The organism is Proteus sp. MB838 (assembly GCF_054767435.1).
Genome location: NZ_BAABMO010000014.1, coordinates 48,062 through 60,990 on the forward strand (window position 1 = coordinate 48,062; position 12,929 = coordinate 60,990).

Sequence of the window (12,929 nt, forward strand, 5' to 3'; positions counted from 1 at the left end):
GTATGTATACAAAAATCTTAGGTACTGGTAGTTACTTGCCTGTACAAGTGCGAACTAATGCCGATTTAGAAAAAATGGTTGATACATCAGACGAGTGGATTGTCACCAGAACAGGTATTCATGAACGTCGTATCGCAACAGAAGAAGAAACTGTTGCCAAAATGGGTGCGAGTGCCGCTGAGAATGCATTAGAAATGGCTGATATTGATAGACAAGAAATTGGCTTAATTATCGTTGCCACAACATCAGGCTCTCATGCGTTTCCGAGTGCGGCATGTCAAATTCAACACGCCCTCGGTATTGCTGATTGTATCGCGTTTGATGTTGCAGCCGCGTGCTCAGGATTCGTTTACGCGTTAAGTATCGCTGATCAATTTATTAAGGCTGGCACGGTGAAACAAGCTTTAGTGATTGGTGCTGATCGCTTATCACATGCGTTAGATCCTAACGATCGCGGTACAATTATTCTTTTCGGTGATGCTGCTGGTGCCGTCGTTGTCGGTGCTTCTGAAGAGTCAGGTATTATTTCTACACATTTACATTCTGATGGGCGTTTTGGTGAGCTGTTAGCTCTGCCTTATCAGGATAGAGAAAATCAAGACTTACCTGCTTATGTCACCATGGCAGGGAATGAAGTCTTTAAAGTCGCAGTTCGTGAACTTGCCCACATTGTGGATGAAACATTAGAAGCGAATCATATTGATAAATCGGAACTCGACTGGCTTGTGCCTCATCAAGCAAATTTAAGAATTATTTCAGCAACAGCCAAAAAGCTGGATATGACAATGGATAAAGTCGTGGTGACATTAGATCGCCACGGTAATACGTCAGCAGCATCCGTTCCTACAGCATTAGATGAAGCTGTAAGAGACAATCGCATTCAACGTGGGCAGTTAATTCTGTTAGAAGCGTTTGGTGGCGGCTTTACTTGGGGCTCTGCACTTATCCGTTTTTAATATTATCAGGAAAATAAACATGACTGATTTTGCAATGGTTTTCCCTGGACAGGGATCACAAGCGATTGGAATGCTTGCAGAACTTGCCGAGCATTATCCAATAGTGACAGAAACATTTGCTCAAGCATCTGATGTATTGGGTTATTCTCTTTGGGATTTAGTGCAAAATGGTCCTGAAGAAGAGTTAAACAAAACATGGAAAACACAGCCGGCATTATTAGCAGCATCCGTTGCTATTTGGCGAGTATGGCAAGAAAAGCAAGGCAAAATGCCACAAATGATGGCAGGTCACAGTCTTGGTGAGTATTCTGCTTTAGTCTGTGCTGGCGTAATTGATTTTGCTGCGGCGATTAAACTAGTAGAATTGCGCGGTCAATTAATGCAAGAGGCTGTACCTGCAGGTACTGGCGCCATGTATGCAATTATCGGATTAGATAATGATGCTATTGCAAAAGCTTGTGAAGATGCGGCTCAAGGACAAGTTGTCTCACCTGTGAACTTTAACTCACCCGGTCAAGTGGTGATTGCGGGTAATAAAGAAGCCGTAGAGCGTGCAGGGGCATTATGTAAAGAAGCTGGAGCAAAACGTGCGTTACCTTTAGCGGTAAGTGTGCCTTCTCACTGTGCTTTAATGAAGCCTGCTGCAGATAAGTTAGCTGTTGCATTACAAGAAATTGAATTTAAACAACCTGAAATTCAAGTTGTTAATAATGTTGATGTGAAAGCACAAACCGATGCTAATGCTATTCGAGATGCATTAGTTCGTCAGCTTTATAACCCAGTCCGCTGGACTGAAACGGTTGAATTTATTGCTGGCAAGGGCATCACACAATTATTAGAAATAGGACCCGGTAAAGTATTAACTGGTTTAACGAAACGTATTTCTAAAGAGATGAACGCTGCGGCAGTTAATGATATTGCATCATTAGACGCTGCATTAGGAAATGACTGAGGGATCTCATGGGATTTGACGGAAAAATAGCGCTAGTTACTGGTGCAAGCCGTGGTATTGGCCGTGCGATTGCAGAAAAGCTAATAGCATGTGGTGCTACCGTAATTGGTACAGCAACGAGTGAAAACGGTGCTAAAGCGATCAGCGAATATTTAGGCAATAAAGGTAAAGGTTTTGTGTTAAACGTCACAGAAACTGACTCTATTGAAAAATTTTTAGCTGATGTGCGCGCGGAATTTGGCGAAATTGATATTTTGGTCAATAATGCAGGTATTACTCGTGATAACCTGTTGATGCGCATGAAAGATGATGAGTGGCAAGATATCATTGACACTAATCTTTCATCAGTCTTCCGTCTGTCTAAAGCAGTTATGCGTGCTATGATGAAAAAACGTTATGGTCGCATAATTACTATTGGTTCAGTAGTTGGAACCATGGGTAATGCTGGACAGGCAAACTACGCGGCAGCAAAAGCGGGTGTGATTGGTTTTAGTAAATCATTAGCACGCGAAGTTGCTTCCCGTGGCATTACGGTAAATGTTGTTGCTCCTGGCTTTATCGAAACTGATATGACCAGAGCGTTAACAGAAGACCAAAGAGCCGGTATTTTATCTCAAGTGCCAGCTAACCGTTTAGGTGATGCCAAAGAGATTGCCAGTGCTGTAGCTTTCTTAGCTTCTGATGAAGCAGGCTATATCACGGGTGAAACATTGCATGTCAATGGCGGCATGTACATGGTCTAATTACGGGGACGTCTTTATATTTGCTTTTTGCGTACAATATAATGCAAAATATAGCGAATAAAGTAGTCCACACAGTCGGGATTGGTTAGATCTTTTCCTGTATTTATAAACTAAGAAAATCATCGCGCAAGCGAGTTTTGATAGGAAATTTAATAGTATGAGCACTATCGACGAACGCGTTAAGAAAATCATTGTTGAACAACTGGGTGTTAAAGAGGAAGAAGTTGTGAATTCAGCTTCATTTGTTGATGACTTAGGCGCTGATTCTCTTGACACAGTTGAGCTGGTAATGGCTCTGGAAGAAGAATTCGATATCGAAATCCCAGACGAAGAAGCAGAAAAAATTACTACAGTTCAAGCTGCTATTGATTACGTTGAAAACGCAGGTAAATAAGCTTGCTAATCTAGGCGGTCACTCGACCGCCTATATTCTTAATCCTAAACTTTTTCCCTCCTTGGAGGATAAGCGTGTCTAAGCGTCGTGTAGTTGTGACCGGACTAGGCATGTTATCTCCTGTCGGTAATAACGCAGAAGCTTCTTGGAAAGCTGTGTGTGCCGGACAGAGTGGTATCGGCCTTATCGAAGAATTTGACACCAGTCATCATGCGACTAAATTCGCAGGATTGGTAAAAGATTTCAATCATGAAGATTACAATCTTTCGCGTAAAGATGCGCGCAAGATGGATCTCTTTATTCAATATGGTATTGCAGCAGGTGTTCAAGCCATTGCGGATTCAGGTCTTGAAGTAACAGAAGCCAATGCAAGTCGTATCGGAGCTGCTATTGGTTCTGGTATTGGTGGCTTAGGCCTTATCGAGGAAAATCATTCATCATTAATCAATGGTGGCCCTCGTAAAATTAGCCCATTCTTTGTTCCTTCAACCATCATTAATATGGTTGCTGGCCATTTAAGCATTATTTATGGCTTACGTGGACCGACCATTTCTATCGCAACTGCATGTACATCAGGTGTACATAATATCGGGCATGCCGCTCGTATTATCGCTTATGGTGATGCTGATGTGATGTTAGCGGGCGGTGCTGAAAAAGCAACAACACCATTAGGTGTTGGTGGTTTTGGTGCAGTACGTGCATTATCAACACGTAATGATGATCCTCAAGCGGCAAGTCGCCCATGGGATAAAGATCGTGATGGTTTCGTGTTAGGTGATGGTGCAGGTGTGTTAGTCCTCGAAGAGTATGAACACGCTAAAGCACGTGGCGCTAAAATTTATGCAGAAGTTGTTGGCTTTGGTATGAGTAGTGATGCTTACCATATGACCTCTCCTGCAGAAAATGGCGCCGGTGGTGCACTTGCAATGGAAAACGCATTGAAAGATGCGGGTATTACCGCTGCTGATGTCGGTTATATCAATGCGCATGGTACTTCTACTAATGCGGGTGATATTGCAGAAGCGCAAGCTGTTGAAACGGTATTTGGCAAAGGGACTGATGTATTAGTTAGCTCAACAAAATCGATGACGGGTCACTTATTAGGTGCTGCCGGGGCGATTGAGTCTATCTTTACTATTTTGTCTTTACGTGACCAAATTGTACCGCCAACAATCAATCTTGATAATCAAGATGAACATTGTCACCTTGATTTCGTACCACATAAAGCGCGTAAAGTTGAGAACATGGACTATGCACTATGTAACTCATTTGGCTTTGGTGGTACCAACGGTTCGATTCTCTTTAAGCGTGTGTAAACCGCTTATTCGCGTATTGAATTAGTCTAAAGACCCAGACGTCATGCTGGGTCTTTTATTTTATCTATAGCTTTGTCCTTTTACATTAACTTGTTTATCATGTACAAAAAATATCAATAACATAGATTATAAATAAGGTGTTTGATGTATTGGGTAAATGGGCAACAGCAACAAAGCATCAATGTAAGTGATCGTGCGGTACAATTTGGCGATGGCTGTTTTACAACACTTGCCGTTGAACAAGGTAAACCTATTCTATTATCTGCTCACCTTAAACGTTTACAACGCGGTTGTGATGCACTGTTTTTGCCCTCACCAGACTGGCAATGGTTAGCCAGCCATCTTCTACAAATAGCGTCCACAATCACTGAAAAAAGTGTTATTAAGGTGATTATTAGCCGCGGAAGCGGTGGGCGAGGCTATTCATCGAAAGGCTTTGACACACCCACAGTGATCACATCCTGCTCAACTTACCCGTTTTATTATCATAAATTACAAAAGCAAGGGGTTTCTTTAGCCATTAGCCCAGTGAGATTGGGACAAAATAGTTTATTAGCCGGTATCAAGCATCTTAATCGCTTAGAGCAAGTGCTGATTAAACACCATTTAGAAACAACCCCATTTGATGACATGTTAGTGTGTGACAATGAAGGATATTTAGTTGAAGCGAATGCCGCAAATCTTTTCTGGCGTAAAGGAAATCAATTATTTACTCCGGATATTAGCCTTTCGGGGGTGAATGGGATCATGCGCCAGCAGGTATTAGATTTTGCGCAACAATTGGACTGGGATATTCACATTGTGCGAGAAAAACCGCAAACGCTCTATCAAGCAGATGAAATTTGGTTAACCAATGCACTGATGCCCATTATTCCCGTAAAACAGATCTATTTTTCAGATGATAAGCACTATCAATATCGCGATAGAGACGCTTACCATGTTGTTTTACAACACTGTTTGTCACTGACTTAACGTTTGATGAGTTATAAATGAAGATAAAAAAATTAGTTTGGATAGCCTTTTTTGCATTATTGATTAGCGCTGGCGCAGCCACATTATATATTATGCAAAGCCTTCGTGGGTTAGAGAACAATGTTGTGGTAAAGCAAGATGAAATGCTGCTTACTGTTCCGGCAGGAACAGGGCGTATTGCGATGGAACAATTGCTTATTAAGAATAATCTTCTTAAACAAGGAGATTATTTTCAAATTTTATTAAAAGTAAAACCAGAACTCAGTCAATTTAAAGCAGGGACTTATCGTTTAACAAAAGGTATGACACTGCGGGATGTTTTGCTGTTAATAAAAAGTGGCAAAGAGGCGCAGTTTACGATTCGATTTATCGAGGGTAGCCGTTTAAGTGATTGGCAAGCTATTTTTGATAAAGCCCCTGAGTTAAAGATTGTCGCAAATGGTATGGAAAGCGATAAGTTACGCCAAGAGATAGGAATGAAGCCTGAAATTACCCATCTTGAGGGTTGGTTTGCTCCTGATACTTACCATTACACCGCAGGCACGACGGATATCGCCATTTTAAAACGTGCTTATCAGCAAATGGAAAAAACATTAGAAGAAGAGTGGCTAAAACGCGATAGTGATTTACCCTATAAATCTGCCTATGAAATGTTGATTATGGCATCGATTATTGAAAAAGAGACTGGCATTGATGCAGAAAGAAACAAAGTGGCCTCGGTGTTTGTTAATCGTTTAAAACGTAATATGCGCTTACAAACTGATCCCACTGTGATTTATGGGTTAGGTGATAAATATCGCGGTACGATTTATCGCAGTGATCTTAATGGCTATACGCCTTACAATACCTACCAAATTGATGGGCTACCGCCAACACCGATTGCTATGCCAAGTGTTGCTTCCATTAAAGCCGCAGCACATCCTGCGGATACGCGTTATCTCTATTTTGTCGCAGATGGCACTGGGGGGCATAAATTTTCTACAACGTTGGCGGAGCATAATAAAGCCGTCGCACAATACCGACGCTTACAACAAAGATAATTATGAAAAACAGCAAATTTATTGTTATTGAAGGATTAGAAGGGGCTGGCAAAACCAGTGCTATTCAAACGGTTGTTGATACATTAAAACAACAAGGGATCACCGATTTGGCCTTTACGCGCGAGCCGGGGGGAACTCCGCTTGCAGAAAAATTACGGGAATTGATTAAACAAGGTATTAAAGGCGAAAAAGTTACTGATAAAGCTGAATTGCTAATGTTATATGCTGCACGTGTGCAACTGGTTGAAAATGTGATAAAACCAGCTTTAGCCCAAGGTAAGTGGGTGATAGGAGATAGACACGATCTCTCTTCACAAGCATATCAAGGTGGTGGTCGAGGAATAGACAAAGCCCTGATGAAGTCACTACGTGATACGGTATTAGCAGATTTTAAACCTGATCTTACCCTTTATCTTGATTTAGATCCGGCCGTTGGTCTAGCCAGAGCACGAGCACGAGGTGAATTGGACAGAATAGAAAAAGAGTCTATGGACTTTTTTTACCGCACTCGTGAACGTTATCAAGCATTAGCAAAAGAAGACGCCTCGATTATTACCATTGATGCATCACAAGATATTGATAAAGTACAAGCGGATATTCGCGATGTACTCAATCAGTGGCTGACTCAGGAAAATAGCGCATTATGAATTGGTATCCTTGGTTAAATCAGGCATATCGACAACTGGTAAATATGTACCAAGAAGGGCGTGGTCATCATGCGATTTTGTTGCATGCATCTCAAGGAATGGGGGCTGATGCACTTTCTTATGGGTTAAGTCGTTGGTTAATGTGTCAGAATAAGCAGGGTTCAAAAAGCTGTAATGAGTGTCATAGTTGCCGTTTGATGTTGGCAGAAACACATCCAGATTGGCATATCTTGCAAAATGAAAAGGGAAAGTCATCAATAGGGATCGAAGCGGTTAGAAAAGTCACCGAAAAGCTTGAGCACCATGCACAACAAGGTGGCTCACGAGTGGTATGGATAAAAGAGGTTGAGGCATTAACAGAAGCGGCAGCCAATGCGTTATTAAAGACCTTAGAAGAGCCACCAGTTAATTGCTATTTTTTATTGAATTGTCAACAACCTGAAATATTGCTAGCAACACTACGTAGTCGCTGTTTCTATTACCATTTAGCACCGCCTGAGATGAATTATGCGATACATTGGTTACAACAGCAGCTACCTAATATGGCTTATGCCGATGGTGTCACAGCATTAAACCTATCTCAAGGTGCGCCCGTTTTAGCGTTATCATTACTAAAACAAGAATGGCAAGAAAGGGAAGTCTTCTGCCAAGCGTTATATGTTAGCTTACAACAACGAAATTTATATGGGTTGTTAGCTCAGTTCAATCAAGATAATGCTGAACGTAAGATCTATTGGTTATTATCATTACTGTTGGATGCTTTAAAACGACAAACTCATGCTGAAGTGTATTGTGTCAACCAAGATAAGCAGCCATTAATTATGGCGTTATCACAGTTGCCTTCTGCAATGTTGTTAGCGGTGAGCGAAAGTTGGAAACAGTGTCGCCATCAATTAGTTACCATTCCAGCAATCAATAAAGAGCTATTGTTGGCAGAACAGTTACTTGATTGGGAAGCCCAGCTAGTTGCTCTAGGGAAATAATTTCCCTTTCCATTTAGCAGACAAGTAAAAGAAATAATATAAAGTTATATAACGATGAGAGTACATTATGTTTTTAGTTGATTCACACTGCCATCTTGACAGCTTAGATTATGAAAAACTGCACAAAAATATTGATGATGTTGTAGAAAAAGCACAACAGCGTGATGTCAAATATATGTTAGCTGTCGCAACAACATTACCTGGCTTTAAAAATATGCGCGAACTGATCGGCAAGCGTGATAATGTGGCTTTTTCTTGTGGGATTCACCCATTAAACCTTGATGAGGGACACGATGTCGCTGAGCTTGCGCGCCTTGCAGCTGAGGCCGATGTTGTTGCATTAGGCGAAACAGGTTTAGACTACTATTATCAACAAGAAAATGCGTCACTTCAGCGTGAAATTTTCCGTGAACATATTCGCATTGGGCGCCAAGTTAATAAACCTGTTATTGTACATACGCGTAGCGCTCGTGAAGATACGCTAACTATTTTAAAAGAAGAAAAGGTTCAAGACTGTGGCGGTGTATTGCACTGTTTTACGGAAGATAAAGAAACAGCAATGGCGCTACTTGATCTTGGTATGTACATCTCTTTTTCAGGCATTGTGACATTTAGAAATGCCGAGCAAATTAGAGAAGCTGCACGTATCGTACCACTTGATCGTATTCTGGTTGAAACGGACTCACCATATTTAGCGCCAGTGCCTCATCGTGGTAAAGAGAACCAACCCGCTTATGTACGTGATGTTGCTGAGTATATGGCCGTATTAAAAGGGGTGAGCATAGAAGAGCTTGCTCAGCAAACCACCCGTAATTTTGCAACACTTTTTCAAATACCAAACCTCGCAGACTAAGTTGTTCAATAGAAATATTGGCGAGTGATGGCTAGGAATTAAAATAAATAATAAGGTGATAAAAATGGCAGAAGAGACAATTTTTAGTAAAATTATTCGTGGTGAAATTCCTGCAGATATCGTTTTTCAAGATGATACTGTCACTGCATTTCGTGATATTTCACCCCAAGCGCCTACTCATATTTTAATTATCCCCAATAAACTTATTCCAACGGTAAACGATGTTACTGCACAAGATGAACAAGTTTTAGGTCATCTATTTGTTGTGGCAGCTAAAATTGCTCAGCAAGAAGGTATTGCAGAAGAGGGATATCGTTTAGTAATGAATTGCAATAAACATGGTGGGCAAGAAGTTTTCCATATTCATATGCATCTTTTAGGTGGAAAACCATTAGGGCCATTATTAAGCAAATAATCTAATGTGATAATAGATCATCATGGCAACAAGGTAGCAGCATGATAAAACAAGCTAAAAGGGTTTATTCATTACTTATAGTATTGTTGATGACAACGTTATTGGCTGGATGTTTTGCGTCTCATTCAGACAATAAACTCTATTTTAATCGTCAACAATCTATTGTGATGGAGCCGTCGGTTTTAGCTGTAGGTATTGTGGCAGGCAAACCATTATTGACGCGTTATGAACAGGGGAGTCGCGCCACGGTGACGTTATCGAATACGCGATCTTATCCTGTCTCTATTCGTTATCGTTTTTATTGGTATAACGAGCAAGGACTGGAAATTTCTCCGGCAGGCCGCGTAAATGATGTGATGATTTTGGGCGATGGTGATACTGAGATCAGTGCTGATATACCCAATAAAACAGTGAGTTATGTCAGAGTCTATCTCTTTACTTAGGATAAGGTAGTCATATGAAAAAAATGCTATTTGTGGTGGCAGCGGTATTTTTACTGGCAGGTTGTCCATCGATGTTACCACAACAACCCCCGGCACCTGTAGAGCCTGTTACTCCCACAGAGCCAACAGAGCCACCTAAACCTATCGAGCCACCCATAGAGGTTGTACCAACACCGCCAAAAATAACCAGTATTAATTGGAACGCGGCCATTCAGCCATTAATTAGAGAGATGTCTGTCACTGATGATTTAGCAACTGGCAAATTATTAGTGGTTGATAATGTAAAAAATAATTCGGGCGGAAATATCCAGGCAGTTAATGCTACTAATACAATTATCGACTCAGTAAATAGTATTAGTGCATTACAAACAGTTCCTTATGCACAAATGATGTCAGCAAGAAAAGCATTAGGACTATCCGGTGAAGATAGCTTAGGATTGCGCAGTGCGGCAATTGGTTTAGCGCGTTATTTGCAAGCAGACTATATTTTGTTTTCTACTGTCGATGGTAAGAAAGATAATCGTGTGATCAGCATGCAATTAATGTCGGTTGCGAGCGGAGAAATACTCTGGAGCGGGCGCCATAAGGTTGAGTAAGTCTTATCAACAACAGTTATTGAGTCTATTGCGGGAATGGTTTCCCGCAATATCCTTATCACAGTGGCAAATAACCGCCTTAGCGGGATTAGGGGGCGGTACTTTTCGTTTGCAAACTAATGGGATAGATTGGGTTGCTCGTTATTATGGCACTGAAAAAACGGCACTTTTTGTCAGGGCTAAAAAAGAGTCTTCGATTTTAAAACAGCTATTAAATACTCAGCTTGCACCAAATATTATTAAACGCCATGGTGCATGGTTTTTTTTCCAGTGGCTAGAGGGTGAGCATCTTACTCATCAGCAGTTATTTGGCTCCCATCTCAAATCATTAGCTCATCAAATTGCTAAGTTACATCAGCAAAAACCTTTTGGGTTTCCTCTTGATTTGTGGCATGAACTTTCAGTCTATTGGTATCATATTGACAGAAAACGATTATCACCAAAGTGGTTACGTTTACATCACGATTTTTTACGTCAACCTCGACGTACACTCATAAAATACGCGCCAGCTCACATGGATCTTCATCCTGAGAATATTCTTCTGAGCGATTCAGGTATAAAATTTATTGATTGGGAATATGCTGCTGATATTGATACGGCAGATTCATTAATGACATTTTTTGCCGCAAATCAGTTAAACAGCGCACAACAAACAGCATTTTTACATGAGTATTGTGCATATCATCACTATACTGAATTAAATAATGATCAGCAAAATAGGCAGCACCCACAACAGCAGTCGTTTTATTCGGTTAACGTATTAAAGCAGCGTATTTTATCAAGAGAACCCTTTATCTTGTATATGATGCTGATGTGGTATGAGGTTCGTTGGCAACAAACCAAAGATAACGCGTTTTTGGCTATGTCTGAACCTTTACGTCGCTATTTTAGTCTGATGAATTGAAAAGATTTTATTATTGCAATAACAAAGAGAGGAATGTTATGGGTCCTGTAATGCTTGATGTTGAAGGATATGAGCTCGATAACGAGGAGCGTGAAATTTTAAAGCATCCCCTTGTTGGTGGTTTGATCCTCTTTACCCGCAACTTCCACGACGCTGAGCAGTTAAATGAATTAGTGCGCCAAATCCGTGATGCTTCCCATGAGCGTTTAGTGATTGCCGTTGACCAAGAAGGAGGGCGAGTACAGCGCTTTCGTGATGGTTTTACTCGCTTACCTGCTGCGCAATCTTATGCTGCGCTTAATGAGCGCTATCAAGCTAGTCGCTTAGCACAAGAGGCCGGTTGGTTAATGGCATCAGAAATGATCGCAATGGATATTGATATTAGCTTTGCTCCAGTCCTAGATCTTGGTCATGACTGTATTGCTATCGGTGAGCGCTCTTTCCATGAGTGTCCAGAAATTGCTATGGATATGGCGGAAAGCTTTATTAAAGGAATGCGCTCTGCAGGTATGAAATCAACAGGTAAGCATTTTCCTGGTCATGGTGCAGTCAGAGCCGATTCCCATAAAGAAACGCCACGTGATGAGCGCTCTTTAAACGATATTCGTCAACGTGATATGGCTATCTTTAAAGATTTTATCCAACGTCAATTATTAGATGCCATTATGCCAGCTCATGTTATTTATTCTCAGATTGATGAGCGTCCAGCAAGTGGCTCTCCTTATTGGTTGAAATCAATTTTACGTGAACAACTCGGTTTCCAAGGCGTTATTTTCTCAGATGATTTATCTATGGAAGGTGCCGCTATTATGGGAAGTTATGCGCAGAGAGCACAACGTTCATTAGATGCGGGTTGTGATATGCTTTTAGTGTGTAATAACCGTAAAGGGGCGGTAAGTGTGTTAGATAACCTGTCCTTTGTCAAAGCAGAACGCATTTCGGCGTTGTACCATCACCGAGGTCGTTACACATTAAGTGAACTGCAAGCATCTGATCGTTGGAAAAAAGCGAATCAAATGCTGACCCAATTACAGGAGCAATGGCAGGAGCGCGCATGATTATATATTTACATGGCTTTGATTCCACCAGTCCGGGAAATCATGAGAAGGTATTACAGCTACAGTTTATTGATCCTGATGTCCGTTTTCTCAGTTACAGTACGTTGCATCCACGTCACGATATGCAACATCTACTCAAAGAGACGGATAAACTGATTAAATCGACAAAACAGCCGGTGCTGATTTGTGGTGTAGGATTAGGTGGCTACTGGGCAGAGCGTATCGGTTTTTTATCTAATATTCGCCAAGTAATGATTAACCCCAATCTTTTTCCATATGAAAATATGACTGATAAGATTGATAGACCTGAAGAGTATTTAGATATTGCCACTAAGTGTATTCAAGATTTTCGCTCTAAAAATAGAGACAATGCATTAGTGATTTTATCCCGTCATGATGAGATTTTAGATAACCAGCGTTCTGCTGATGAGTTATCACCTTATTATTCGATTATTTGGGATGAAACGCAGACACATAAGTTCAAAAGCTTGTCAGAACATCTTTTTAAAATTAAAGCATTTAATAGCAAAATCCCCGCTTAAAATTGGCTTATGTAAGATGGACAGAGTGCATTTTGTCCATCTTTTTTGATTTATATTTTTCCTTTTCTTTATTATTTTAAGCCCCTCTCATATTCCGACTGAATTATTCACTTAT

General features: G+C 40.9%; 16 protein-coding genes. All 16 read left to right on the plus strand.

Annotated elements, in window-relative coordinates; genetic code table 11:
- The first annotated feature begins 2 nt into the window (after positions 1-2).
- Positions 3-956 carry a beta-ketoacyl-ACP synthase III gene (locus ACYUCW_RS08210; protein WP_004247821.1) on the plus strand — a complete coding sequence of 318 codons (954 nt, stop codon included), beginning with the start codon at positions 3-5 and terminating at the stop codon, positions 954-956.
- 19 nt (positions 957-975) lie between these two features.
- Positions 976-1,908 (plus strand): ACP S-malonyltransferase, encoded by a 933-nt coding sequence (fabD, locus tag ACYUCW_RS08215; RefSeq protein WP_012367763.1) that lies wholly within the window; start codon positions 976-978, stop codon positions 1,906-1,908.
- 8 nt (positions 1,909-1,916) lie between these two features.
- Positions 1,917-2,651, plus strand: coding sequence for a 3-oxoacyl-ACP reductase FabG (gene fabG, locus ACYUCW_RS08220; RefSeq protein ID WP_004247085.1), 735 nt, complete (start codon positions 1,917-1,919; stop codon positions 2,649-2,651).
- Positions 2,652-2,808: 157 nt separating this feature from the next.
- Entirely contained in the window at positions 2,809-3,045 is a 237-nt protein-coding gene (acpP, locus tag ACYUCW_RS08225; RefSeq protein ID WP_004247087.1) for an acyl carrier protein, read from the plus strand.
- Between the two features lie 74 nt (positions 3,046-3,119).
- Entirely contained in the window at positions 3,120-4,361 is a 1,242-nt protein-coding gene (fabF, locus tag ACYUCW_RS08230) for a beta-ketoacyl-ACP synthase II (RefSeq protein ID WP_004247823.1), read from the plus strand.
- Between the two features lie 144 nt (positions 4,362-4,505).
- Positions 4,506-5,333 carry an aminodeoxychorismate lyase gene (pabC, locus tag ACYUCW_RS08235; protein WP_004247824.1) on the plus strand — a complete coding sequence of 276 codons (828 nt, stop codon included), beginning with the start codon at positions 4,506-4,508 and terminating at the stop codon, positions 5,331-5,333.
- Positions 5,334-5,350: 17 nt separating this feature from the next.
- Entirely contained in the window at positions 5,351-6,373 is a 1,023-nt protein-coding gene (gene mltG / locus ACYUCW_RS08240; protein WP_004251852.1) for an endolytic transglycosylase MltG, read from the plus strand.
- A 2-nt stretch (positions 6,374-6,375) separates the two neighbouring features.
- Positions 6,376-7,020: a dTMP kinase gene (gene tmk, locus ACYUCW_RS08245; RefSeq protein WP_020945515.1), complete on the plus strand. Its 645-nt coding sequence runs from the start codon at positions 6,376-6,378 to the stop codon at positions 7,018-7,020.
- Positions 7,017-8,003: a DNA polymerase III subunit delta' gene (gene holB / locus ACYUCW_RS08250; RefSeq protein WP_163748244.1), complete on the plus strand. Its 987-nt coding sequence runs from the start codon at positions 7,017-7,019 to the stop codon at positions 8,001-8,003. The genes tmk and holB overlap by 4 nt, the downstream gene beginning before the upstream one ends.
- A 67-nt stretch (positions 8,004-8,070) precedes the next feature.
- Complete coding sequence (locus ACYUCW_RS08255; RefSeq protein WP_004247093.1) at positions 8,071-8,856, plus strand: metal-dependent hydrolase; 786 nt, start codon at positions 8,071-8,073, stop codon at positions 8,854-8,856.
- 64 nt (positions 8,857-8,920) lie between these two features.
- On the plus strand, positions 8,921-9,271 hold the full coding sequence (hinT, locus tag ACYUCW_RS08260) for a purine nucleoside phosphoramidase (protein ID WP_004247827.1): 351 nt from the start codon (positions 8,921-8,923) through the stop codon (positions 9,269-9,271).
- Between the two features lie 41 nt (positions 9,272-9,312).
- Positions 9,313-9,714 (plus strand): YcfL family protein, encoded by a 402-nt coding sequence (locus tag ACYUCW_RS08265; protein WP_004247095.1) that lies wholly within the window; start codon positions 9,313-9,315, stop codon positions 9,712-9,714.
- A gap of 14 nt (positions 9,715-9,728) precedes the next feature.
- Positions 9,729-10,310: a penicillin-binding protein activator LpoB gene (locus ACYUCW_RS08270; protein ID WP_004247096.1), complete on the plus strand. Its 582-nt coding sequence runs from the start codon at positions 9,729-9,731 to the stop codon at positions 10,308-10,310.
- The gene (locus ACYUCW_RS08275) at positions 10,303-11,214 is read left to right on the plus strand and encodes a phosphotransferase (protein ID WP_049198959.1); all 912 of its coding nucleotides are present in this window, start codon (positions 10,303-10,305) and stop codon (positions 11,212-11,214) included. The genes ACYUCW_RS08270 and ACYUCW_RS08275 overlap by 8 nt, the downstream gene beginning before the upstream one ends.
- 38 nt (positions 11,215-11,252) lie before the next feature.
- The gene (gene nagZ, locus ACYUCW_RS08280; protein WP_004247099.1) at positions 11,253-12,272 is read left to right on the plus strand and encodes a beta-N-acetylhexosaminidase; all 1,020 of its coding nucleotides are present in this window, start codon (positions 11,253-11,255) and stop codon (positions 12,270-12,272) included.
- Positions 12,269-12,814, plus strand: coding sequence for an alpha/beta hydrolase YcfP (gene ycfP, locus ACYUCW_RS08285; protein ID WP_004247100.1), 546 nt, complete (start codon positions 12,269-12,271; stop codon positions 12,812-12,814). Before nagZ ends, ycfP begins: the two co-directional genes overlap by 4 nt.
- The last annotated feature ends 115 nt before the right edge of the window (positions 12,815-12,929 follow it).